This window comes from Microbacterium sp. NPDC089696, assembly GCF_044749125.1.
Lineage (GTDB): Bacteria > Actinomycetota > Actinomycetes > Actinomycetales > Microbacteriaceae > Microbacterium.
Map to the genome: position 1 here is coordinate 56099 of NZ_JBIVHF010000001.1, position 24714 is coordinate 80812.

The window sequence follows — 24714 nt, forward strand, 5'->3', positions numbered from 1 at the left end:
AGCGGTCATCCGCGCACCTGCGCCATCGGACCGAGGCTCGCGGGTACCGTGGGTCGCATGCACTGGATCTCCGACCCGTCGACCGGCGAGTGGCTGCGCGGCCGCCTCGACGACCCGTGGACCTCCTCCATGCACAGCGTGGTGCCGCGCGGATACCCCGCGTACGCCCGCCTCCTGCACCCCGGGGTCGTGCGGTCGCTCCCCGACCGGCCGGTGCCGTCGATCGAGGACTGGCAGCGGCTGCCGCTCGAGGAGCAGGACCGGCTGATCGACCTGTTCCGCGACGAGCCGGTCACGTGGGCAGAGACCGCCGCCGCGTTCGGCACGACACTGCACCCGCTCGCGCAGTGGCAGCGGCTCGTGCGCACGCCGACGGACGGCGACTGGCGCACCCGGATCGCGCCAGACGGGCGCGAGTTCACCGCGCCGATGGAGGGGGCGCTGGCGGCGGAGACCGTCGCCACGATCGCGGCGCACCTCGCCGGGCACACGACGACACCGGATGCCGGGATCGCGGCCCTCTGGGAGGGCTTCGGCGGATTGCTGGGCCACCTCGGCCACGGGCCCTCGCGCGTCTTCTTCTCGATCGGCGGCGACGGGGACGTCGATCCGAACCGCGCGGACCCGAATCACCGGGCGATGCTCGACCGCAGCATCCACGACCCGCTCAACACCGCGTTCCGCAAGCCGACCTGGCAGGAGGGCATCCTGTCCCGCGAGGTCTCCGAGGGCCCGCGGCTCGCGCTCGTCGACCGCACGTACGTGCTGTTCTCCGCGTCCGCGCGCGAGCTCGCCGACCCGGAGTGGATCCTGCACGCGCCGTGGCGCGACCTCCCCGGCGAGGCGCACGGGTTCCCGCCGAGCGCACAGAGTCCCACCCTCCTCTGGCCCGACGACCGCGCCTGGGTCCTGGTGAGCGAGATCGACTTCGACTCGACCGTCGTCGCCGGGTCCGCCGAGCTGATCGCCGCACTGAGCGCCGATCCGGCCCTCGAGGTCGTGCCGCTCGCGGAGGGCTCCGACCTGCACTGGGACGCCGACGAGGTCAACCGGTGACGACACCGCAGCCGGCGACCACGTTCGACGCGCGTCCGCTGACGGACCCGGTCGATCCCCGGGCGGTGCGGACGTTCGCGGCCGAGCTGCGCGCCCGCGGCGGCACGGGGGCGTCGGTCTCGACGGTCATCGGCGCCGTCGTCGTCGGGATCGTGGTGCTCGTGTCCCTCCCGATCGCGGGGTCGGTGCTGGTCGGGCTGTTCACGCGCCCGGGATCGTTCGGGTTCGCGGGGATCGGGCTGCTGGTCTTCGGCCTGATCGGCGTGGGTCTCGGCGTCGGTGCGCTCCTCGGTTGGCGGCGCGCACGGGAGACCCGCTATCGCCTCGACCGCTTCGCCCGGGCGAACGGCATGACGTACGAGGGCCGCATCGCCGACCCGCCGCTGCCCGGCATGATCTTCAGCCTGGGCCGCTCGCGCCTGTCGACCGACCTCGTGCGCGGCACGCGTCCGCGGTTCGTCGAGTTCGGCAACTACCGGTACACGGTGCAGTCGGGGAAGAACTCCACGACGTACCGCTGGGGCTACGTCGCGGTGAAGCTCGACGTGCCGCTGCCGAACATCGTGCTGGATGCGAAGGGCAACAACGCCTTCGGGTCGAACCTGCCTGCGTCCTTCCAGCGCGCGCAGCGCCTCTCCCTCGAGGGCGACTTCGACCAGCACTTCACGCTGTACTGCCCCGAGGGCTACGAGCGCGATGCGCTGTACCTCTTCACTCCCGACATCATGGCGCGACTGATCGACAACGCCGCCGAGCTCGACGTCGAGATCGTCGACGACTGGCTGTTCCTCTACACCCAGCGTCGTGTGTCGACGCTCGACCCCGCGACGTGGGCGTGGCTGTTCGGCGCCGTCGGCGCCCTCATCACGAAGTTCGACCAGTGGGCGCGCTGGCGCGACGAACGACTCGAGGAGGCGCGGGCGAACGCCCCGGCATCCGCTCCCGCCGCGGTGGCCCCGGAGGCCGCGTCCGCGCATCTGCCGTTCGCCCCACCCGCCGGCCTGCTCGCTCCCCCTCCCGGCGTCGCCGCCGAGGGTCGACGCCTCAAGCGGAGCGTCCAGTGGCTCCCGATCGTGGTCGTCATCGGGTTCGCGGCGTTCTGGTTCCTGTCCCGCGCGTTCTGACCGACCCGGCCCTGGCCTGCCCGGGCCGTGTCGGTGCCCGGCGCTACTGTCGCGGCATGGCGGAGCCGGTACGGCAGTGGTGGGCGCGGAGACAGTTCTCCCGCGGCGTCGACGTGCCCTACGCGGTCGGGACGTTCCGTGCCGCCTGGGCCGCCTACCCCGAGCTGATCCGTCAGTACCACCCCGAACTCAACCACGGGGTTGTCCTGTCGCAGATCCCGCTGGCCGCCGACGTGCTGCTCTGCTGGGAGTGCGCCGTGGGGCACCGGTTCGCGGCCACACCGTCCGAGCAACGGGAGCGTCCGGGTCGCGTGCGTCGTCGGTCGGCGTGGTGTCCGGAGTGCTCGTCGCTCGCGCGTCCGCAGCCCGTGATCCTCGGTGAGCCCCGAGCGATCCCCCGTGCCCCTCGCCGTCGTGAGCCTGCGCTCTGCACTAAGACGCCCGATGTCCCGACGGGCACGGCCTTCACGAGCCAGTGCGCCCCGAAGCCGGCGTCCGCCGCGGAGGGTCGGCTGCGCGCCGAGCTCACCTCCCGGCTGCGGTTCGACACGGAGGCGAACGCGGTCAAGGTCGCCCGCCCGTTCTTCCGGCACACCGAGGTGTGGCCCGACATCGTGCTGCCCGAGCTGCGCGTCGCGGTCGAGTACGACACGGTCGGCCGTCACGGTCTGGAGCACGTGGGGAAGCGGCAGGACGCCGATCTGCGCAAGGACCGTGCGCTGCGCGCCGCCGGCTGGGAGGTCGTCCGCCTTCGCATCGGAAAGCTCGAGCCCCTCGGACCGCACGACCTGCAGATGTCGTCGATCGGGACGGCGGGGGTCACGCGGCTGCTCGACGTCCTCCGCGTGATCCGCGGCGATCTCCTGGTCGACGCGTACCTGCGCTGACGGCGTGTGCGGAGGTGTGGGGGTGGGTGCTGTTGGGGATCAGCTGCCCACCCCATCCCCCCTCGGGATCAGAAGAAGATCTGACTCTCCCTCCGCAGGACGGTCGAACCGTCCGCCACGCGTGGTCAGCTGGGGACTGACGTATCAACGCGTATGCCGCAATGGTATGCCCGCAAACGTTGCACAGAATTGCGCCAACCGATCTCGTTCTTGCGTTCGGCAAACCGGTTCGAAACCGGGGGCCACGCAACCGATTTCACAGACGGATTCGTATATCAGCGTTTTTCTCCGGGCGCGAGGTCGAAGTACTCGAGCTCGGCCTCGTTCAGCATCCGGGAGCGGATGAGGAACCGCATACCTGTGGGGCCTTCGACGCTGAAGCCCGCGCCGCGCCCCGGCACCACGTCGATGGTCAGGTGCGTGTACTTCCAGTACTCGAACTGCGACTCCGACATGTAGACCTCGACGGGCGCGTCCAGTCCGACGTCGAGGTCGCCCAGCAGCACGTCGCTCGGTCCCGTGAGGAACATCCCGATCGGATAGCACATGGGCGAGGAGCCGTCGCAGCATCCACCCGACTGATGGAACATGAGCGGCCCGTGCTGCGCGCTGAGATCGCGGATCAGCGATGCCGCGGCATCCGACACGTCCACGCGCTGGTATCTGCCGATGCTGACCACGCTCTCGCTCCTCTCGACGTGGTCCGGGCGGGCGCATCGGCGCCCGCCCGGGGTCTGCGGATCAGAAGAAGCCCATCGGACCGTCGGCGTACGACACCAGGAGGTTCTTCGTCTGCTGATAGTGGTCGAGCATCATCTTGTGGTTCTCGCGGCCGACGCCCGACTGCTTGTACCCGCCGAACGCCGCGTGCGCGGGGTACTGGTGGTACGTGTTGGTCCAGACGCGGCCGGCCTCGATCGCGCGGCCGGCACGATACGCCGTGTCGCCGCTGCGGCTCCACACCCCCGCGCCCAGCCCGTAGAGCGTGTCGTTCGCGATCGAGATCGCGTCGTCGTAGTCGTCGAACGAGGTGACCGACAGCACCGGTCCGAAGATCTCCTCCTGGAAGATGCGCATGTCGTTCGTGCCTTCGAACACCGTCGGGGCCACGTAATAGCCCTCGCTGAGGTCGCCGCCGAGGTCGACGCGCTCCCCGCCGGTCAGCAGCCGTGCCCCGCCCTGCTTCCCGATGTCGATGTAGCTGAGGATCTTCTCCAGCTGGTCGTTCGAGGCCTGGGCGCCGATCATGGTCGCGGGGTCGAGAGGGTTGCCCTGCACGACCTTGCCGACCCGCGCGAGACCGTCGGCGAGGAATCCGTCGTAGATCGACCGCTGGATGAGCGCGCGCGAGGGGCACGTGCACACCTCCCCCTGGTTGAGGGCGAACATCGTGAAGCCCTCGAGCGCCTTGTCGTAGAAGGGATCGTCGGTCGCGCGCGCGACGTCCTCGAAGAACACGTTCGGGCTCTTGCCGCCGAGTTCGAGTGTGACCGGGATGAGGTTCTGCGAGGCGTACTGCATGATCAGTCGGCCCGTCGTGGTCTCACCCGTGAACGCGACCTTGCGGATGCGCTTGTGCTGCGCGAGCGGAGCGCCCGCCTCGATGCCGAAGCCGTTCACGATGTTCACGACGCCCGCCGGGAGCAGGTCGCCGATGATCTCGAACAGGAACAGCAGGGATGCCGGGGTCTGCTCGGCCGGCTTGATGACCACGCAGTTGCCCGCGGCGAGCGCCGGCGCGAGCTTCCACACGGCCATGAGGATCGGGAAGTTCCACGGGATGATCTGGCCGACCACACCGAGCGGCTCGTGGAAGTGGTACGCCACGGTGTTCTCGTCGAGCTGGCTGATGCCGCCTTCCTGAGCCCGCAGCACACCCGCGAAGTAGCGGAAGTGGTCGATCGCGAGCGGGATGTCCGCCGCGAGCGTCTCCCGCACCGGCTTGCCGTTCTCCCACGTCTCCGCGACGGCGATGCGCTCGAGGTTCTGCTCGATGCGGTCGGCGATGCGGTTGAGGATGACCGAGCGCTCGGCGGGGCTCGTCTTGCCCCAGGCCGCGAAGGCCTTCCAGGCGACGTCGACCGCGCGGTCGACGTCCTCCACGGTCCCCCGGCCGACCTCGGTGAACGGCTTGCCGGTGACGGGGCTGACGTTCTCGAAGTACTGGCCCTTGACCGGGTCGACGAACTCGCCGCCGATGTAGTGGCCGTAGCGGGGGCGGTAGTCGGCGATCGATCCCTGCTGCCCGGGGGCCGCGTACACGGCGGAGGCGGGGGCGGCTGCGACGTCTTCTTCGACGATGGTCATCGGTGACTCCTTCGACGGGCCGCGGCTCCGATGCCCTGCGGCTGTTCCTCCGACGGTAGGTCGGCGGACGTTGCGCCCGGATGCGCAACGTTGCAGGAGGTTGCGGACCGCGTGCGAGTCAGCCGCGCTCGAGGCGCTCGATGCGGGTGACCAGTCCCGCACGCTTCGGCGACCGCGCGGGGAGCATCTCGAGGGCGAGGCGCAGCGCCTCGGCATCCGCCTGTCCCTCCGGGATCTCGGCGTAGGCGAGGAGCACGTCCAGGCTCGCCTCCGACAGCATCACCTCGCGCAGCGCGGCGCGCACGGTCTCGCGGAACTCCTCCACCCCGGGGGACGTCGACTCGGGCAGCACCGGTCCGCGGTAGGCGGTCAGCGCGACACGGTGAGCACCGCGATCGAGAAGCGACAGGACGTCGTGCGCATCGGTCTCGAGCGGCACGGCGAGGCGGTACGGACGGGACTCCGGGACGAGGCTCGGCGCGTGCTTCTCGAGCACCTTGCGCAGGCGCACCATCTCGGGGCGGAGCGTGTCAGGCGACGCGTCGGGGCCGTACACCAGCTCACTCAGCCGCTCGGCCGACAGCCCCTGCCGGTACAGGGCGAGCATGAGGAGGATCGCCGCGTGGCGGGCGCTCAGCTCGATCACCGACTCCTCCAGCTCGGTCTCGGTCTCGAGACGCGCCCGATCGCGGCCGAGCACGTGCAGCGTCGCGCGCGTCGTCGGCTTCGCCCGCGGGGTGACCGCGATGGGTCGCTGCGCCTCGGATCTCTGCCGCAGCCGCGCCACGAGGAGCTCGGACTCCACGGCGCGCGCCGTCGCGTCGACCAGCAGACGCGCCTGCGTGGTCACGACCTCGTCACCGCCGGTGATGTCGATCACACCGAGCACGCGCTTCGTCTCGGGGTCGCGCACGGGAGCGGCCGTGCACGACCACGGATGCACGAGGCGGTTGTAGTGCTCCGCGCCACGGATCTGCACCGACTGTCCGAGGGTCAGAGCCGTGCCGGGGGCGCTGGTGCCGACGGCATCCTCGGCCCAGTTCGCTCCGGCGATGAACCCCATGCCCTCGGTGAGGGACTGCAGCTGACGGTCGCCCTCGATCCACAGCAGGCGACCCGCCTGGTCGCCGACCGCGATCACGACACCCGACTCCTCCGGCGAACCGGGAAGCAGGAGGGCCCGGATCATCTCCATGGCGGAGGCGAGCGGATGCGCCAGGCGGTACTCCTCGAGCTCCTCGCTCATCAGGTCGATCGGCGGTGCGCCCTCGGGTCCCACCCGTCCGCGCCACGACCGGACCCACGAGTCGCGCACGAGCGGCCGGACGGACTGCAGCCGCGTGTCGTCGAGGTTGCCGGCGATCAGCTCCTCGTGCGCGCGCTCGATGAGGAGGCGGGAGGCCTCGGGACCCTCACGTGACACCTGCCACGACGCGACCACGGCGTCTCCGATCGTCGTTGGTGGAGCGTGCCCTCAGCATACGAGTCGGATGCCGTCGGCGGTAGGCGTCGCGCACGCCCGTGCATGCAGGATCCGGGGCTCAGGCCCGCGCCGCCCACCACTCGCGCAGGCGCTGCTCCGCGGCATCCGATCCGATGACGCCCTCGTCGAGGCGCACCTCGAGGAGGAAGCGATAGGCCTCGCCGACCTCGCGACCCGGGCCGATGCCGAGCACCTCCTGGATGCGGTTGCCGTCGAGCTCGGGACGGATCGAGTCGAGCTCCTCCTGCTCGCGCAGCGCCGTGATGCGCGACTCGATGTCGTCGTACGCCGCCGCCAGCCGCGAGGCCTTCCGCTTGTTACGCGTGGTCACATCGGCGCGCGTGAGGATGTGCAGCCGCTCGAGTTCGTCACCGGCATCCCGCACGTACCGTCGCACCGCGGAGTCGGTCCAGGCGCCCTCGCTGTAGCCGAAGAACCGCAGGTGCAGTTCGATGAGCGTCGCGACGGAGTCGGTCGTGGCGGTGTCGAAGCGCAGGGCCTGCATGCGCTTCCGCGCCATGCGCGATCCGACCACGTCATGGTGGTGGAACGTGACGGCGCCGCCGTCCTCGAGCTTGCGGGTGCGCGGCTTGCCGATGTCGTGCAGCAGCGCGGCCAGCCGCAGGGCGACGTCGGGCTTCTCCCCCGGATGCCGGGACTGCTCGAGCTCGATCGCCTGACGCAGCACCGTGAGGGAGTGCTCGTAGACGTCCTTGTGGTGGTGGTGCTCGTCGACCTCGAGGCGCAGTGCGCTCACCTCGGGAAGGAACTCGTCGATCAGTCGGGTCTCCACCAGCACACGGATGCCGCGCACGGGGTCGTCGGTCTGCAGGAGCCGCACGAGCTCGGACTGCACGCGCTCGGGGCTCACGATCGCGAGGGTCTCCCGCAGCTGCGTGATCGCCTCGGTCGTGGCGTCGTCGATCGCGAAGCCGAGCTGGGCGCTGAAACGCGCGGCGCGCAGCATCCGCAGCGGGTCGTCGCCGAACGACACCGCGGGATCGGCCGGGGTCCGCAGCACACCCGCGACGAGGTCCTCGACGCCGCCGGTCGGATCGATCAGCTTCACGGCCGGCACCTGCAACGCCATGGCATTCACGCGGAAGTCCCGGCGCACGAGGTCGGCGTCGATCGTGTCGCCGAACTCGACGGTCGGCTTGCGGGTCACGCCGTCGTAGCTGTCGGCCCGGTACGTCGTGATCTCGACCTGCTCGGAGCCTCCGCCCGGACGCGGCACGCGCGCGCCGATCGTGCCGAAGGCGCGGCCGATGTCCCACTGCGCGGTCGACACCGGCTTCACGATGCGCAGGATGTCGTCGGGCGACGCGTTCGTCGTGAAGTCGAGGTCGTTCGTCGGTCGTCCGAGCAGGGCGTCGCGCACGGGACCGCCGACCACGGCGAGTTCGAAACCGGCCGCATCGAAGGCGTCGGCGAGGGTGCGGACGACCGGATCCTCGGCGAGCGCGCCGAGACGGGCGAGGCCGTCGGCCATGTTGAGCATGGGTTCCAGCGTACCCGGGGGCGAGTTCACCTCCCGGTCGCCTCGGGGTCAGCGCGCGGTCATCCTGCTCCGATGGGCTGGACGCGCCCCGTGCGGCTGAGCACGGAACCCCCACCCTCACGAAGGACACTCATGACCTCCCCCACCCCTGCGGTGCGGTGGCGGCGCTACGGACTCGCGTCCGCCGCCGTCGTCGCCCTGCTCGGCGGCGCCGTCATCGCCCCGATCGCCGTCGCCGCCCCCGAGCCCGAGGTGCCCACGGACTCGCTCATCACGGGCGAGACCACCTGGCGCTACCTCGACGACGGCTCCGACCCGTCTCCCGCCCCGGCCGCGCTCCGCGACTGGACCCTGCCCGCGTACGACGACAGCGCGTGGAAGACCGCGCCCGGTTCGTTCGGCGCCAAGAACGGCAAGCTCGCCGCGGTCGGTCCGCAGACGCCGAAGACGCTGCTCAACCACTACCTCGACGGCACCGCGGCCCCCACGGTGCCGACGTACTTCTTCCGCACGTCGTTCGACCTCGAGGCGGGCGTGGCCGAGCAGGTCGCGGCACTGCGCAGCACCGTCACCTACGACGACGCTCTCATCGTGTGGATCAACGGCACGGAGGTCGCACGGTACGTGGACGGGCGCATCACCGACACCGTCAACGTCGAGTACGCGGGCGACTCCAACGGCGACCCGCTCACGAGCACGTTCAGCGCCGAGGGCACCCTGCTGCACGACGGAGAGAACGACATCGCGGTCGCCCTGTTCCAGGACCGCGCGTCCAGCTCCGACATCTACTTCGACATGTCGTCGCTCACCCTCGTGAAGGCCTCGGAGCCCGGCGCGCCCGTCGTCGCGCCGCCCACCCGCGTCATCCTCACGCCCACCGAGCAGCCCGCTGTCTCGCAGGCGTTCTCGTGGCTCGCCGGCGACGCCTCGCACACCGTCGGCCAGGTCGAGATCGCCCCCGCTGCGGGTGGCGAGACCCGCACGGTCGACGCCTACGACGCGGGTGTCGTGAACGGCAACCCGAACAAGCACTTCTCGGCGACCGTCACCGGTCTGCAGCCGGCGACCTCCTACCGCTACCGCGTGGGGCTCCCCGGCAGCTGGAGCGACTGGTTCGAGTTCCGCACCGCCGACCCGAGCGCCACGGACTTCCAGTTCATCTACTACGGCGACGCGCAGATCGGCCTCGACACCACGTGGCCGAGCGTCGTGAAGCAGGCCGAGGCCAACGCCCCGCGCTCGGTCGGGTCGGTGCACGCCGGCGACCTCATCAATACGTCGAGCAACGAGAACGAATGGCTCAACTGGTTCAAGGGCATGGAGGACTCGGCCGTGCGTACGAACGTCATGGCCGCTCCGGGCAACCACGAGTACTCGGGCGACAAGCTGCTGACCGCGTGGAAGGCCGCGTTCGAGTACCCGCACAACAACCCGTCGACCAGCACGATCGGCGAGCTCGCCGACCTCGCGAAGGGCGACACGCCGGTGGCGCAGCAGTACCGCGCGTACTTCGACCACTGGTCGTCGTTCGCCGCGGAGACGGCGTACTACACGGACTACCAGGGCGTGCGCTTCATCACGCTGAACGCGACGCGCGACACGACGTTCCTCACGCCGGCGGGTCTGCCGTCCTGCACGGGCACGGACTGCCCGTCGACCCAGGTTGCCACGCTGTGGACGCGGTTCCAGGCCGCCTGGCTCGACCTGCTGCTGCAGAACAGCCCGTCGAAGTGGAACGTCGTGACCTTCCACCAGCCGGTGTTCTCGGCCTCCGAGGGCCGTGACGAGCCGATCCTCCGGGCCGAGTGGCTGCCCGTGTTCCAGCGCAACGACATCGACCTCGTCCTCATGGGACACGACCACACCTACGCGCGCGGCTACGTGAACACCGACGCGACGGACGTCGCGGGCATGACGACGGGTCCCGTGTACGTCGTGTCGAACTCGGGCGCCAAGCACTACGAGCTCGAGACCGCCGAGAAGAACGTGTGGACCAACAACGGGGCCACTCAGGTGCTGCGCGGTCAGGGCGTGACCACGTACCAGGTGATCGACGTCTCGAAGAACCAGCTCGTCTACCGCTCGTACCTCGCCGAGAAGCAGCCGGACGCCACCACCGACCTCCCCGTCGGCGCGGTGTACGACACCTTCACGGTGACGAAGTCGGATGCCGGTGAGAAGTACGTGACCGAGGCGGGTGTGACTCCCCCGGTGATCGAGGAGCCGGAGAAGCCCGCGGTCGAGCTGAGCACGGCGTCGGTCACGGCCGGCGGAACCGTCACGGTATCGGGCTCGGGCTTCACGGCCGGTGCGGCGCTGCGGTTCGAGCTGCGCTCCGATCCGGTCGAGCTGGGCACGGCCACGGTCGACGCCGACGGCGCGTTCCGCCGCACGCTGGCCATCCCGGCGAGCACTCCCGCCGGCACGCACACGCTCGCCGTGATCCTCGCGGACGGCACGGAGGTGACGTCGACGCTCACGGTCACCGCCGCGGCGTCCAGCGGCGGAGCGACGACACCGGGCACCGGCGGCGCGACCGACGGGGCCCTGGCCGTCACGGGCGCCGACAGCACGCCGTACATCATCGGGGCCGTGGTGCTGCTCGCGCTGGGTCTCGGCCTGGTCGTGCTGCGCCGACGTCGTCAGGCGCACACGACGGAGAACGCCGAGTAGTCCGGCATCCGTTCGGGGCGTCGTCGGGTCAATCCCGGCGGCGCCCCTTTTCCCTCTGTCCCCGGGGACGGGTGCGGGCTCGGCACGGGGAGCCTAAGATCGGGCACGTGACGGCAGACGACGGGCGGGTCCCCCGCGACACCTCGCGGCGCGGGTTCCTGAAGATGGGCGGCGCGGCGATCGCCGGCGCGGTCGTGGGCGGCGCCGGCGGTGCAGCGATCGGCGCCTCGGTCGGCGGCAGCACGCGCGACGGGTTCGCCTCCGACCCCGACCCGTTCTCGGCGCTCACGCCGCGCAGCGAGCCCGGCTTCGACCACCTCGTCGTCGTGATGGGCGAGAACCGGTCGTTCGACAACCTGCTCGGCTACCTGTACACGCCCGAGACCGTGCCCGCGGGCGAGACGTTCGAGGGACTGGCGTTCGGGACGCACAGCAACACGGCGCCCGACGGCACGGTCGTCGACGCGCATGTCTACACGGGCGACACCGACCGCATCATGAGCTACCCCGACCCCGACCCGGGCGAGGAGTACCCGCACGTCAACACGCAGATCTTCGGCACGGTCGATCCGAAGGGCAACGCCGACCTGTTCGCCGAGCAGATGACCGCGCCGTTCAACGCGCCCACCCACGGCGAGAAGGCGACGATGTCGGGGTTCCTCGAGGACTACATCATCAACTTCCGACGCCTGCGCAAGGGCGAGGATCCCGCGCCGGCCGAGGCCGCGCACATCATGGGGTCGTTCTCGCCGGAGATGCTGCCCGTGCTGTCGACCCTGGCACGCGAGTTCGCGGTGTTCGACCACTGGTTCGCCGGCGTCCCGTCGCAGACGTTCTGCAACCGCTCGTTCTTCCACGCCTCGACGTCGCACGGCTTCGTGACGAACCAGGGCGGCGCCGGATTCGGCAAATGGCTCTCCGCCCCCGCGGCGCCGACCGTGTTCAACCGACTCGAGGACAAGAAGGTCAGCTGGAAGATCTACATCGACAAGCTCCAGCTCGTCTCCTACACAGGGATGCTGCACACCGCCGTGCTCGAGAAGTACTGGCGCACCGAGCACTTCGGCTTCATGGAGGACTTCTACGCCGAGGCGAAGGCCGGCACCCTGCCCGCCTACGCGTTCATCGAACCGCGCATGGTCTACGACCACAACGACTTCCATCCGCCGTTCGGCTCGCCCCGAGAGGGCGACGTCGACGGGCGGGAGGTCTTCGACAGCGCGATCTCCGACGTCCGCGCGGGCGACCGACTCATCCATGACGTCTACGAGGCCGTGCGCACGAGCGCGTCGCCGAAGGGCTCGAACGCGGTCAACACGCTGCTGCTCATCACGTTCGACGAGCACGGGGGCACCTACGACCACGTGCCCCCGCCCGCCGCGACGAAACCCACGAAGGACACCGGTCCGGGAGAGATGGACTTCACGTTCGATCGCCTCGGATGCCGTGTGCCGGCCATCGCCGTGTCGGCCTACACGAAGCGCGGCACCATCATCCACGACGAGATGCACCACGGCTCGGTCATCGCCACACTCTCGCGTCTGCACGGACTGGAGCCGCTGAACGACCGCGACCAGTCCGCGAACACGCTCGACAACGTCGTGAACCTCGACCGGCCGCGGCATCCGGCCGACTGGCCCGTCACGACTCCCGCCTACACGCCGCCGAACCCCGAGGAGCAGAAGCCGCAGCCCGGGGCGGAGGCGCAGATGAAGCCCCTCACCCCGCCCGCACGCGGCCTCCTCGGGCTGCTGATCGCCAAGTACGGACGACCCGGCGAGCCCGAGCCGCAGACGTTCGCCGACGCGTACCGGCTGCTGCACGAGCACGGCGAGGAGCTGTTCGGCCCGCCGAAGGGCTCCTGACAGCGGTCGGGTGGCGGGCACGGCTTCGGATGCCGGCGGCGCCACGCCGTCCGGCATCCGACTCTCACGGCGTGTCGCCGTGCGAGCTCCGCAGCTGTGATCGGATGCCGGTGGCGCGACCCGTGTGCGATCAGTCGTCTTCGCGGCGAGCGCGGCGGCGCGAGACCGCGAACAGGATCGCGCCGAGCGCGAGAACACCCGCGCCGACACCGGCCCAGACGAAGGTGTCGGGGCTGAGGCCCGTCGCAGAGAGTCGTCCACCGGTCGCGCCTCCCGTACCCGACCCGCCGGTGCCACCGCCCGGCGTGCCCGGCGTTCCGGGGTCGACCGGCGGGACCTCGTCGACCGCGAGCGTGAAGTCCTGGTCGACGACCACCTCACCCGCCGCGGTGATCACGACGCTGAGGGTGGCCGAACCGACGACCGTGGTGCCGGTGGGCGGCGTGATCGTGAGCGTGTACGTGCCCGGAGGCAGATCGCCGAGTCCGTAGCCGCCGTCGCTGCCCGTCGTGAGCTGCTGCGTGCCCGCGCCCGAGTCCACCGTGATGACCGCTCCGCTCACGGGGTCGCCGTCGTCGGTGAGCACGGTGCCCGAGAAGGCGCCGAAGCGCGCGAGTTCGAAGTCCACGTCGGGCACGTCGGCCGCGGCGACGCTCTCGGTGCGCGTCGTCGCACCGACGGCGGTGTATCCCGCGGGGATGCTCACCGTGACCTCGTAGGCGCCCGCGGGCAGTCGCGGGAAGGAGTAGTCGCCGTTCGCGTCCGTGACGGCCGTGAGCGTCGGCTCGCCCGGCGCGGTCGCGGTGACCGTCACGCCGGACACCCCCGCACCGTTCGCGATCACCGTGCCGCTGAGAGTCGGATTCTCGACGAGCGTGAAGTCGACGTCCTGGATCGGCACCTCGCTGCCCGGCGGCACGACGACCGGCTGGAGCGGACTCGTGGTCGAGTACCCCGGGGGCGGAGTGACGACGATGCTGTGCGGACCCACTCCCACCGTGTCGAAGACGTAGAAGCCGTTCGCGTCCGTGGTGGTGGGCGTGCCCCCGTCGACAGAGACCGCGACCCCGGCGAGTGGGTTCCCGTCGCCGTCGAGCACACGCCCGGAGACCGCGACCGGCACGATGGGGCGCACCTGGAAGTCGGCGATCGCGTCGTCCGTGGAGAGGTCGACCGCCTGCGTCGGCGATCCGACGGCGATCGTTCCGCCGGGCGGAGTCACGCGGGCCGTGTACCCGGGCGCCGCCACGACCCCCGGGAACGAGTAGGAGCCGTCGGGAAGCGTCGTCGTGGTGCCGACGACGGCACCGTTCGCATCCGTGAGAGTGACCGTGACGCCTGCCTGCGGCGTCGTCGCGGGGTCGGTCACCGTGCCGGTGACGTCGCGTGCGATCGAGGCGAACCAGGTCTGGTACACGGGGAAGCCGGCGCGGCGAGTGAAGACGAACGACAGCGAGCTGATCGACGCGGACGGCTCGAACCAGGCCGACGCCCCGCTCGTGTCGGTCGCCGCCGCGTTGCCGGTGAGGGTCAGCGTCGCGGGATCCCAGGTGGGGACGTCGGCGGCGTCACCCGTGCACGAGGGCTTGCCGGTCACGCCGGGCGCGCAGTAGTTGAAGCCTCCCTGGAACCCGAGCTGCGCGGCCGTGAGCGTCTGCCCGTTCGGCCCCACGGCCTGGATGCGCACGGAGTCGGCGTCGATGTCGCCGAGCACGAAGGTCCAGCCCGCGCTCGGCGTCGCCGTGGCGAAGGAGTAGGTCGTGGTCGAGGGGCTCGTCGCGTTGTCGGCGCGCGGTCGCAGGTTCAGATACGACTGGCCGACGCTCGACCCGTACTTCGCGCCGACGGGGGTGCTTTCGGCGAGCCAGACGGACGCTCCGGAGATCACGCCGACCTGCCCGCCGCGGGAGTCACTGGTCATCGTGGCGGTGAGATCGGGGGTGGCGGCGATCTCTACGGACGACGTGTAGGCACCCGGTGCGCCGGCCAGCGGCTGCCAGGTCGCCCAGGTCGTGCTGGTGGCCGCGGCGGCCGGGATCGCCCCGACCAGCGCGACCGCGAGCGCGACCGCTCCGGCCAGGACACTCCGTGTCGTGGTCCGCCGAGCCTTCGTTCCCCGTGTCTTCGCCGCACGCATGCGGCCAGAGTACCGGCATGAGAGCGCCCTGGGGAGGGGTGGTTCGTCGCGGTTCAGCCGGTCACGAGCGAGAGCACACCGGTCGCGATGAGCGTCGTGACCGTGGTCCAGGCCACGATCGCCACCGCCTGCCACAGCAGGACCCATCGCTTCGAGACGCCGGCCGACACCAGGACCGCCGAGGTGAACTGGGTCGGCAGCGCGAGCGGTCCGAGGATGCTGGCCCCCGGGACGCCGAACCGCACGAGGAAGCGCTTGAAGCGCGCGACGCCCTTGGAGTCGGGCACGGCACCGGCATCCGCCTCCGTTCCGGCGTCGACGGCTCCCGTCGAGACGCGCCCGGCGGACTCCGCGCCGACCGCGACCGCCTGACGTCGGTGGGCCCGACGGTCGACGACCGTGGCGCGGATGCGGGCGCCGAACACGACGACCACGAGCACGGACAGGAAGTTCCCGGCGATCGCCGCGAGCGCCGCGACGACCGGATTGAGACCCGCCCACACGCCGAGCACGGAGGCGAGCTCCCCCTCGACGAACGGGATGGCGGCGGCGAGCGCCACGATCACGGGCTGCACGAGCAGGGGGACCTCGGACATGAGGTTCTGGAGGAACTCGAAGACGTTCATGATCTCTCTCTCGATCGGCGTTGAGGGCGGAGGCCCGAGGTCAGCGGTTCGTGACGACGGCGCTCACGACGAGCGCGTTGGTGACGACGGCGAGCATCGTGCGGGTCACGGCGGCCGCGGCGGCGGAGCCCGCCCAGTCGCCGCGCTCGATCTGCTTGGCCCGCGTCGCGACCGCTCCCGACCAGGGGATCTCGCGGTGCAGCGTCGGCAGGCCGCCGCTCGCCGAGACGAGCGCGATGATCGACGCGAGGCGCGCGCTCGGCTCCATGCCGTCGACGAGGATCGCGCGCATCTCGGCGATGATCTCCGCGCGGCGTCCGGAGGTGCCTTCCGTCAGCGCCGTGGTGGGGAAGATCCCCAGCGCGCGACGTTCGGTGCGGGTGAGGTGGCCGCGCTCGACGAGGCGGTCGAGCAGCGGCGAGCGCAGGGTCGGGCCGATCCCCGCGAGAACGCCCTGGATGCCCCGGGGCTTCTCGGAGATGTACTGCCACGCGGGGCGGAGCAGGTCGTCGGCGGGCGCGTCACCGGCAGCCTGCACGAGTACTCCGCGGAGTCCGGCATCCTCGCTCACGGCCCTGCCCTGCGCGGAGAGATCGGCGAGCACGGCGCCGCCGAGGACGTAGAAGAGAGTGTTCTCCCCCGCGATCGTGCCGGAGGACGGATCGAACAGGGCGAGGATCACGTCCTCGGCGAGAAGGGTGTCGGTGCGCTGTACGCGGGGGTCGTCGTGGGTCATGAGATGAGATTAGCACACTGTACTAGCACGGTGTACCAGTACGGTGTGCGATCGTCGCGCGGTTCGGCCTAGACTCGGTGCCGGAGGTCAGCATGGGCACACGAGAACGCATCCTCGCCGCGACGACGGAGATGATCCGCGAGGGGGCCGAACGGCTGAGCGTGCGCGCCGTCGCCGCCCGCGCCGGCATCGGCGCGAGCACGCTGCGCCACTACTTCCCCACGCAGCGCGACCTGCTGAACGCCTCCCTCACCGCGACCTACGACGAGGCCATGCCCGACGAGCGCATCCGCGACACGACGGTTCCTCCGCGGGAGCGTCTGCGTGAATGCCTGCAGCGCCTGCTCGAACCGTTCGGCGGGCCCGACGCCGCGCGCGACGTGTGGCTGAGCATCTTCGAGGCCTTCGCCGGGCCGGACGCGACACCCGAGGCGCGTGCCGGCTACGAGGTGCTCGAGGACCAGGCGGCACGACGCGTCGGCGCCTGGCTCGCGATCCTCGAGGAGGAGGGCGTGCTGGCCCCGGGTGACACCCGACGACGCACGCAGCTGCTCCTCACCGTCGTCGACGGACTCTCGATCGCCCGTGCCCTTCCCCGCCGCACGACGCACCTCGAGGACGAGGCCGCGACCCTCGCCCGCACGGTCGACGCCGTCTTCGACGTGCCGTTCCCCGCCCGCACCACGCCCTGACCGCGGGTTCACGGAGGACGACGAAGGGGCGGATGCCGCAGCATCCGCCCCTTCGTCGTCCAGCCCGCCGTCACACCGGGTCGCCCTGGACGGGACCCTCGGTGTTGGGCTTCCATCCCAGCGCCGGTGCGACGTGCTCGGCGAAGGCCTCGAGCACGTGGAGGTTGTACTCCGGTCCGAGCTGGTTGGGGATCGTCAACAGCAGCGTGTCGGCGGACATGACGGCCTCGTCGGCGAGCAGCTGTCTGATCAGCACGTCGGGCTCGGCCGCGTAGGTCTTGCCGAACGTCGAGCGGAAGCCGTCGATCACGCCGACCTGGTCGGCGTTCTCCTCGCTGCGCAGCCCGAAGTACGCGCGGTCCATGTCGGACACGAGCGGGAACACGCTGCGGCTCACCGAGACGCGGGGCCGACCCGTGTGGCCGGCCTCCTTGTACGCCGCGCGGAACAGGTCGATCTGCTCGCGCTGCAGCTCGTGGAAGGGCTGGCCGGTCGCCTCGGTCACGAGCGTCGAGCTCATCATGTTGAGCCCCTTGCGTCCGGTCTCCTCGGCTGTGGCGCGCGAGCCCGATCCCCACCAGATGTGGTCGCGCAGCGTCGGCGACTGCGGCTCGATCTGCAGGTAACGCCCGGCGCCGACCATGCGGGGGTCGCCCGGGGCGAGACCCTCTCCGTCGATCGCGCGCAGGAAGAGGTCGAACTTCTCGCGGGCGAGCACGCTGCCGCGCTCCGGATCCTCCTCGTCGCGGAAGCCGAAGGTCTCGTAGCCGCGCAGAGCCGTCTCGGGTGACCCGCGGCTCACGCCGAGCGCGATCCGTCCGTCGGCGATGAGGTCGAGCGCCGCCGCCTCCTCGGCGAACTGGAACGGGTTCTCGTAGCGCATGTCGATCACGCCGGTGCCGACCTCGATGCGCTCGGTGCGCGCAGCCATCGCCGACAGCAACGGCATGGGTGAGGCGGCCTGGCGCGCCCAGTGGTGCACGCGCACGGAGGCGCCGTTCACGCCGAGCTCGTCGGCGCCCTCGGCGATCTCGATGGTCTGCTTCAGCATGTCGCCCGCCGTGCGGGTCGCCGAACCGGGCACGTCCGCGTAGTGCCCGAAGGAGAGGAATCCGAAAGCCTTCATGTTCTATGCGAACGCATGGATGCCGGGGACTATTCCGCCGGCAGCAGGAAGCCGTCGACCACGAGAGCCCGGATGCGCGGCTCGAGGTCCTTCCACAGATCGGCGAAAGGCACCTCGAAGAGGTCCGCGAGCGCGGCCGCGATCTGCATCACGGTGAGCTCCCCGTCGCAGGCGCCCACGAACGCGGCGAGCGCCGAGTCCACCGACACCGTGCGTGCGAAGCCGCCCCCCTGACGCAGCTCGATGATGCTGGGATCGTCGTTGCCGGGGAGCAGGTGGCGCGCCTCGGTCACATCGGACGCCGTCACGAGCGTCGACGGCAGCCCCGCCGCGAGACGGTCGTGCGCGGCGAGACCCGTGCGCAGCGCCCCGCCGACGTTCGACACCGGCTGCGACACGTGCTCCAGACGGCGCAGCGACGCCTCTGCGGTCGGTCGACGGACGAGGATGTACCCGAATCCGATGCCCGTGACCCCCCGCTCGTCGAAGTCGTCGAGCCACGCCGAGAGCAGCGGGGTGAACGCCGCGTCCCTCGGCGTGATGCCGCCGTCGCGGATCCAGAGCTCCGCGTACGCGAGCGGCGTGAGCTCCTCGCGCTGCACGACCCACAGGTCGAGGTCGTCCGGCACCCACGAGCCGAGGCGATCGAAACCGGCCCGCAGCGCGAGCGCGGCCTGACCCCCGCGCGACTCCCAGTTGCCCAGGAGCTGCGCGACCCCGCCCGGGGTGAGGAACGACGGCGCCGCGCGCACGAACTGCTCGACCAGCGCATCTCCCACGAGCCCGCCGTCGCGGTACTCGTACTCCGGCACCCCGTCGACCCGCGGGGTGATCACGAACGGCGGATTCGACACGATCAAGTCGAAGGCCTCGCCCGCGACCGGCTCGAACATGCTCCCGAGTCGGAACTCGATGTTCGCGACGCCGTTCAGCAGGGCGTTCAGCTCCGCGAAGGCGAGGGCACGCGCCGAGATGTCCGTCGCGACGACCGCCGCCGCGTGCCGGGAGACGAGCAGCGCCTGGATGCCGCATCCGGTGCCGAGGTCGAGAGCGCGGTCGACCTCGATCGGCATGATGATCTCGGCCAGCGTGCGCGAGGCTCCCCCGACACCGAGAACGTGGTCGGCGGGGAGGGCGCCGTCGAGCGCCACCTCGTCGAGGTCGCTCGCGATCCACCACTCGCCCATGCCGTCGGCGTCGACGAACGACTGCGGACGCAGCAGCGCCGTCGGCACGACGTCGTCGCCGTCGAGCCGAGCGAGTCCGAGGGAGACGAGACCGTCGACGCCGGTGCGCGGCACGGCGCGCGCCACCGCCGTCGTCGGCTGCGGCATCCCGAGCACCAGGAGTCGTCCGAGAGTCGCGAGGACGCCGTCGTCGTCCCGTGTCGCACGGAGGATGGGCTCGCGCATCCCGCGGGCGAGCGCATCGTCGGCCTCCTCCCCCCACAGACGTCGGAGCGGCTCGGACCGGAGGTCCGCGGCATCGAGGTCGGCTGCGAGGGCCGTGCTCAGGGTCGGATCGGGCACGGGGGCGGGGGTGTCGGACACGGCCGTCACTCTACGCGCCTTCAGGGTTCTCCTCCGCGTGGACGCCTAGAATCGCAAGGTCACCACTCACGAGCGGCCCGGAGTCCCGGCGCTCGAGGAAGACCTCCATGACCGCGAGCACAACCGAGAACGGCCTGCGCGCGCGCCTGCACCGCCTGGCGCGCGGTTCCGTCGTCCTCGCGGCCGTGCTCGGCCTCTGCGCGACGGGCAGCGGGGCAGCCGTGGCCGCAACCGACGGCGACGACCCCGCCGTCGAGCTCCTCGTCTCGGCCGGCACCCGCGGAACCGTCGCCCCCGGCACCGCCACGACGGCCTCCCTCACGGTGCAGAACGGCTCCGACACGCGCCTCACGACAGGACGCGTCACCGTCGAGATCGGACGCATGCCGTTGGGCGACGAGGCGGCGCTGTCGGAGTGGCTGGACGACGCCGACGCTCCGGGGGACTTCGACGAGATCGGATCCGACACGACGTCTCCGGTCGATCCGGACACATCCGTCACGTCGAGCCTGCTGATCCCCGCGGAGGCGCTCGCCGACCTCACCCCGGGCGTCTACCCGCTGCGAGCGAGTCTCACCGGGGCCGCCGAGGACGCGTCCGACGCCGAGCCGGTCGTGTCGACCTCGGTGCTCGTGGTGTCCGACGCGACCGCGGGTCCCATCGCCATCTTCGTGCCCATCACGGCGACGCCGGCCGACGGCGCCCTGCTCACGGCCGAGGAGCTCACCACGCTGACCGCGGCCGATGGCGCCCTGACGGCCGTGCTCGACGGCGTCTCGGGGACCTCGTCGGTGCTCGCGATCGATCCCGCCATCCTCGCGTCGATCCGCGTGCTGGGCTCGGCGGCACCCGAGCCCGCGACCGACTGGCTCCGACGCCTCGACGCCCTCCCCAATGAGCGCTTCGCCCTGCAGTTCGGCGACGCCGACGTCGCAGCGCAGTCGCAGGCGGGCCTCACGTCGCCGCTGCGACCCACGACGCTCGCACCGTTCCTCGACCCGAGCAGGTTCGCCACCGCACCGACCACGCCGACGGCCGACCCGACCGAGGCCCCCGCGCAGACCCCTTCCCCGGGGGACGGACCGGTCCTCCCGGACGACGCGACGCTGACGGCGGTCGACGGCGCGACGGCCGGGATCGTCTGGCCGCGCGGTTCGGTCGTCGAGACCGACCTCACGACGTTCGCGAACTACTTCGGAGCCTCGACGGTCTCGGTCCTGCCGTCCTCCTCGACCAGCGGATCGATCGGCGGCCACTCCACGATCGACGGCCATGACGTGCTCGTGACCGATGCCGCCGCATCCGGAGCACTGTCGCGTGCCGCGAACGAGAACGACGCCGCCGCGCGTCAGGCGCTCCTGGCCGAGGCCAGCGCCCACCTGTCGCTCTCCGGTCGGACGAGCGCCGGCGCCCCGGTGCTGGTCGGCCTCTCCCGCGACGAGACCCGGTCGGCGGAGGCTCTCAAGGAGACGATCAGCGCGGTCGACACCCTCGGTTTCGGTCTGAGCGGCATCCTCGCGGCGCAGTCCGCCGTGACCACGCTCACGTCGGAGGCCGACACCGACCGTGCTCTGGACCTGCAGAGCATGCTGGCCGACGAACCGGTCCTCGGCCAGTTCGCGACCATGCTCGACGATCCCCAGCAGCTCCTGAGCCCCAAGCGCATCCAGATCATGCGTGCCTCGAGCGTGGGCCTGGGCGGCGCGGCGTACGACGATGCGGTCGCCGCGGTCGGCGACGCGACGCTCGCGACGCTGCAGGCGGTCGACATCCCCCCGGCCAGTACGATCCAGCTCCTGTCCGCGAACGCGGACCTGCCGTTCTCGGTGCGCAACGACCTCCCCTGGCCGGTGAACATCCGGCTGTCCGTCGAGCCGAGCGACCCGCGCCTGGAGGTCGACTCCCCGCAGGAGGCCACGGTGCAGCCGGGGACGACCACGCGGATCAAGGTCCCGGTGTCGGCGCGCGTCGGCAGCGGCGAGCTCAACCTGCGTCTGCAGCTCTCGAGCCCGACGGGCGTCACGATCGGACAGGTCGAGACCGTGCGCGTCTCGGTGCGCGCGGAGTGGGAGACCATCGGTCTCGTGGTCTTCGGCGCCCTGATCGTCCTGCTGCTCGGCCTCGGCACGATCCGGACGATCGTGCGGCGGCGTCGGGAACGCGCCGATGCCGACGCGTCGGATGCGGATGCGGTGGATGCCGCGGAGGAGTCGTCGTGAGCGGTCTGGGTCGTGCGAGCGCCATCATCGGCGCAGGGACCCTGATCTCCCGGGTCACCGGCCTCGTCCGCACGATCGTGCTGGTCGGGGTGATCGGATCGGTCGCCGCCGGCGCCGCGGACTCGTTCGCGATCGCGAACCAGCTGCCCAACAGCGTCTTCTCGCTCATCTCCGTGGGGGTGCTGACGGCCGTCATCATCCCGCAGATCGTCAAGGCGACCGCGGATGCCGACGGCGGCAACGCCTTCATATCGAAGCTCTTCACGCTCGGTACCGTCGTCCTCGCCGTGATCACCGCGATCGCCACGATCGCGTCACCCTGGCTCGTCTGGCTGTTCGCGGGGGATGACGCCACGCCGGGGTTCCGCGCCCTGGCCACGGCGTTCGCGTACTGGTGCATGCCGCAGATCCTCTTCTACGGCCTCTACGCGCTGCTGGGTGAGGCGCTCAACGCCCGCCGTATCTTCGGGCCGTTCACGTGGGCCCCCGTGGTCAACAACGTCGTCTCGATCATCGGCTTCCTCATCATCGGCGCGCTGTTCGGCGGGCCGCTCACGCGGATCGACGACTGGACTCCGCCGATGATCGCGGCCCTCGGCGGCACTGCGACGCTGGGGATCGTCATCCAGGCGGCCATCCTGCTGATCTTCTGGCGACGCACGGGACTCGCGCTGCGACCGGACTTCCGCTGGCGCGGAGTCGGTCTCGGAAACGTCGGCCGTCTCGCCGGATGGACGTTCCTCATGGCTGTCGCGAGCCTGCTGGCCGGCCTCGTGCAGACGCGTGTCCTCACCGAGGCGTCGAACCTGGGTGCCTCCGTGGCGACGTTCCAGTACGCCTGGCTCATCTTCATGCTCCCGTACTCGATCATCGTGCTGTCGATCGGGACGCCGTACTTCACGCAGATCAGCGAGCACGCGGCCGCGGGGCGCGACGACGAGGTCCGCGGTGACATCGCCCGGAGCATCCGCACCCTGCTCTTCTTCATCGTCGCGGCGGTCGCGGCGGTGGTCGCGGCGGCGATCCCCGCGTCCCGCATCTTCACGAACGCGGCGTCGGATGCGGCGGACGCGGCGCTCGTGCTCGTGTGCTTCCTCGTCTGCCTGATCCCGCTCACCGTGCTGTTCATCGTGCAGCGCACGTTCTACGCGTACGGCGACACCCGCACGCCCTTCTGGTTCACCCTCTTCCAGAGCGCGCTCGTCGTGCTGAGCGCTCTCGGCGCGCAGTGGATGCTGGCCGCGGATGTGATCCCGGTCACGGCTCTCGCCGCGACGATCGCGCTCGGGCAGTCGATCGCGAGCACGATCCAGGTCGTCGTCGCCGCCTGGCTGCTGCACCGCAAGATCGGCGGCCTGCAGATCCGGTCGTGGCTCACCGCGATCGCGCGCTTCGCGATCGCGGGCATCCCCGCGGGTCTGGCCGGGTGGGGCGTCTTCCTCCTTCTCGGCGGCCCCACGGGCTGGACCACGGCGGACAAGGTCCAGGGCGCGCTCGGCACGTGCATCATCGGCGCGGCCGTGGTCGTCGTGTACCTCGGCATCCTCGCCCTGTTCCGCTCCCCCGAGCTCAAGGTCGCCGGGTCTCTGATCCGCCGGTTCCTGCCAGGCCGCTGAGCCCCGGCGCGCGGGAATGCGACGCGGTTACCATGGGTTGAACCAGTCGAGCGTCTTCCGACGTCTCTGCAACGCCTTGATCACGGAGAGCACATGCGTCAGGTCATCATCATCGGCTCCGGCCCCGCCGGATTCACCGCCGCCATCTACGCGGCGCGCGCGAATCTCAAGCCGCTGCTCATCGCGAGCTCGGTCGAGGTCGGCGGAGAGCTGATGAACACCACCGAGGTCGAGAACTACCCCGGCTTCCCCGAGGGCATCCAGGGCCCCGAGCTCATGGCGAAGTTCCAGGAGCAGGCCGAGAAGTTCGGCACCGAGGTCGTCTACGACGACGTCACCGAGCTCGACGTCGCTGGCCCCGTCAAGAGGATCACCCTCGGCAGCGGCGCCGTGCACGAGGCGCAGGCGCTTATCTACGCGACCGGCTCCGCCTACCGCAAGCTCGGCATCGACGGCGAAGAGCGCCTGTCCGGCTACGGCGTCTCCTGGTGCGCCACCTGCGACGGCTTCTTCTTCCGCGAGAAGACCATCGCGGTCGTCGGCGGCGGCGACTCGGCGATGGAGGAGGCGACGTTCCTCACGCGCTTCGCCGACAAGGTCTACGTCATCCACCGCAAGGACACGTTGCGTGCGTCGAAGATCATGCAGGAGCGCGCGTTCGCGAACGAGAAGATCGAGTTCGTGTGGAACAGCGAAGTCGCCGAGGTCCTCGGCGGCGACTCGGTGACCGGCGTTAGGCTCACCTCGACGGTCGACGGCTCGCAGCGGGATCTCGCGCTCGACGGTCTGTTCATCGCGATCGGCAACGACCCGCGCACGCACCTCGTGCACGACAAGCTCGACCTCACGGCCGAGGGCACCATCTGGGTCGACGGCCGCTCGTCGAAGACCTCGGTCCCCGGTGTCTTCGCCGCGGGCGACGTCATCGACCCGACCTACCGTCAGGCGATCACGGCCGCCGGCTCCGGCACGGTCGCCGCTCTGGACGCCGAGCACTTCCTCGCGGATTTCGATGACGCCTCGGTCGAGGTGCCGGCTGCCGAGGCCGCGGAGATCATCACCGCCTGACCGGCAGGGAACAGTTTCACCCCGGCTGCTGTTGTAGCAGGCGAACCT

Annotated in this window: 18 protein-coding genes; 9 read left to right on the forward strand and 9 right to left on the reverse strand. The window is 70.9% G+C overall.

The window, feature by feature from the left end:
* Nucleotides 1-57: 57 nt before the first annotated feature.
* Genes ACIPY8_RS00290 through ACIPY8_RS00300 form a run of 3 tightly spaced genes read left to right on the forward strand, consistent with a single transcriptional unit; the run spans nt 58 to nt 3067 of the window.
* Nucleotides 58-1056, forward strand: a complete 999-nt coding sequence (locus ACIPY8_RS00290; protein ID WP_400813745.1) for a hypothetical protein — start codon at nt 58-60, stop codon at nt 1054-1056.
* Nucleotides 1053-2180, forward strand: a complete 1128-nt coding sequence (locus ACIPY8_RS00295) for a hypothetical protein (RefSeq protein ID WP_400813747.1) — start codon at nt 1053-1055, stop codon at nt 2178-2180. Before ACIPY8_RS00290 ends, ACIPY8_RS00295 begins: the two co-directional genes overlap by 4 nt.
* Nucleotides 2181-2236: 56 nt before the next feature.
* Nucleotides 2237-3067 (forward strand): zinc-ribbon domain-containing protein, encoded by an 831-nt coding sequence (locus tag ACIPY8_RS00300; RefSeq protein WP_400813748.1) that lies wholly within the window; start codon nt 2237-2239, stop codon nt 3065-3067.
* Nucleotides 3068-3342: 275 nt separating this feature from the next.
* Here the strand turns inward: ACIPY8_RS00300 and ACIPY8_RS00305 are convergent, their stop codons facing one another.
* The 4 genes from ACIPY8_RS00305 to ACIPY8_RS00320 form a co-directional block, all read right to left on the reverse strand.
* Nucleotides 3343-3747 carry a DUF779 domain-containing protein gene (locus ACIPY8_RS00305; RefSeq protein WP_400813750.1) on the reverse strand — a complete coding sequence of 135 codons (405 nt, stop codon included), beginning with the start codon at nt 3745-3747 and terminating at the stop codon, nt 3343-3345.
* A 61-nt stretch (nt 3748-3808) separates the two neighbouring features.
* Nucleotides 3809-5374, reverse strand: coding sequence for an aldehyde dehydrogenase family protein (locus ACIPY8_RS00310; RefSeq protein ID WP_400813752.1), 1566 nt, complete (start codon nt 5372-5374; stop codon nt 3809-3811).
* Between the two features lie 118 nt (nt 5375-5492).
* Entirely contained in the window at nt 5493-6815 is a 1323-nt protein-coding gene (locus ACIPY8_RS00315) for a GAF domain-containing protein (RefSeq protein WP_400813754.1), read from the reverse strand.
* A gap of 100 nt (nt 6816-6915) precedes the next feature.
* Nucleotides 6916-8358, reverse strand: a complete 1443-nt coding sequence (locus tag ACIPY8_RS00320) for a CCA tRNA nucleotidyltransferase (protein ID WP_400813756.1) — start codon at nt 8356-8358, stop codon at nt 6916-6918.
* A 132-nt stretch (nt 8359-8490) separates the two neighbouring features.
* On the opposite strand from ACIPY8_RS00320, the gene ACIPY8_RS00325 reads away from it, so the two are divergent.
* A complete protein-coding gene (locus ACIPY8_RS00325) occupies nt 8491-11031 on the forward strand; it encodes a fibronectin type III domain-containing protein (protein WP_400813758.1) in 2541 nt (846 codons plus the stop codon).
* Nucleotides 11032-11138: 107 nt separating this feature from the next.
* Nucleotides 11139-12896 carry an alkaline phosphatase family protein gene (locus ACIPY8_RS00330; RefSeq protein ID WP_400813760.1) on the forward strand — a complete coding sequence of 586 codons (1758 nt, stop codon included), beginning with the start codon at nt 11139-11141 and terminating at the stop codon, nt 12894-12896.
* A 130-nt stretch (nt 12897-13026) separates the two neighbouring features.
* Here the strand turns inward: ACIPY8_RS00330 and ACIPY8_RS00335 are convergent, their stop codons facing one another.
* The 3 genes from ACIPY8_RS00335 to ACIPY8_RS00345 are packed head-to-tail and all read right to left on the reverse strand — an operon-like array spanning nt 13027 to nt 16395.
* Nucleotides 13027-15033 (reverse strand): collagen binding domain-containing protein, encoded by a 2007-nt coding sequence (locus ACIPY8_RS00335; RefSeq protein WP_400813762.1) that lies wholly within the window; start codon nt 15031-15033, stop codon nt 13027-13029.
* A 53-nt stretch (nt 15034-15086) separates the two neighbouring features.
* Entirely contained in the window at nt 15087-15659 is a 573-nt protein-coding gene (locus tag ACIPY8_RS00340; protein ID WP_400813763.1) for a small multidrug efflux protein, read from the reverse strand.
* Between the two features lie 40 nt (nt 15660-15699).
* Nucleotides 15700-16395 carry a GPP34 family phosphoprotein gene (locus tag ACIPY8_RS00345; protein ID WP_400813764.1) on the reverse strand — a complete coding sequence of 232 codons (696 nt, stop codon included), beginning with the start codon at nt 16393-16395 and terminating at the stop codon, nt 15700-15702.
* A 92-nt stretch (nt 16396-16487) separates the two neighbouring features.
* Between ACIPY8_RS00345 and ACIPY8_RS00350 the strand changes: the two genes are divergently transcribed.
* A complete protein-coding gene (locus tag ACIPY8_RS00350) occupies nt 16488-17087 on the forward strand; it encodes a TetR/AcrR family transcriptional regulator (protein WP_400813767.1) in 600 nt (199 codons plus the stop codon).
* Nucleotides 17088-17157: 70 nt separating this feature from the next.
* Here ACIPY8_RS00350 and ACIPY8_RS00355 read toward each other — a convergent pair whose 3' ends face one another.
* Both ACIPY8_RS00355 and ACIPY8_RS00360 read right to left on the reverse strand, forming a co-directional pair.
* The gene (locus ACIPY8_RS00355; RefSeq protein WP_400813770.1) at nt 17158-18213 is read right to left on the reverse strand and encodes an LLM class flavin-dependent oxidoreductase; all 1056 of its coding nucleotides are present in this window, start codon (nt 18211-18213) and stop codon (nt 17158-17160) included.
* 29 nt (nt 18214-18242) lie between these two features.
* Nucleotides 18243-19772, reverse strand: a complete 1530-nt coding sequence (locus ACIPY8_RS00360) for a methyltransferase (RefSeq protein ID WP_400813771.1) — start codon at nt 19770-19772, stop codon at nt 18243-18245.
* A gap of 98 nt (nt 19773-19870) precedes the next feature.
* Here ACIPY8_RS00360 and ACIPY8_RS00365 point away from each other — a divergent pair, with 98 nt between their 5' ends.
* The 3 genes from ACIPY8_RS00365 to trxB all read left to right on the forward strand — a co-directional run bounded on the left by ACIPY8_RS00365 (nt 19871) and on the right by trxB (nt 24666).
* On the forward strand, nt 19871-21982 hold the full coding sequence (locus ACIPY8_RS00365; RefSeq protein WP_400813774.1) for a DUF6049 family protein: 2112 nt from the start codon (nt 19871-19873) through the stop codon (nt 21980-21982).
* On the forward strand, nt 21979-23598 hold the full coding sequence (gene murJ, locus ACIPY8_RS00370; protein ID WP_400813775.1) for a murein biosynthesis integral membrane protein MurJ: 1620 nt from the start codon (nt 21979-21981) through the stop codon (nt 23596-23598). Before ACIPY8_RS00365 ends, murJ begins: the two co-directional genes overlap by 4 nt.
* A gap of 93 nt (nt 23599-23691) precedes the next feature.
* On the forward strand, nt 23692-24666 hold the full coding sequence (gene trxB / locus ACIPY8_RS00375) for a thioredoxin-disulfide reductase (RefSeq protein WP_400813777.1): 975 nt from the start codon (nt 23692-23694) through the stop codon (nt 24664-24666).
* The last annotated feature ends 48 nt before the right edge of the window (nt 24667-24714 follow it).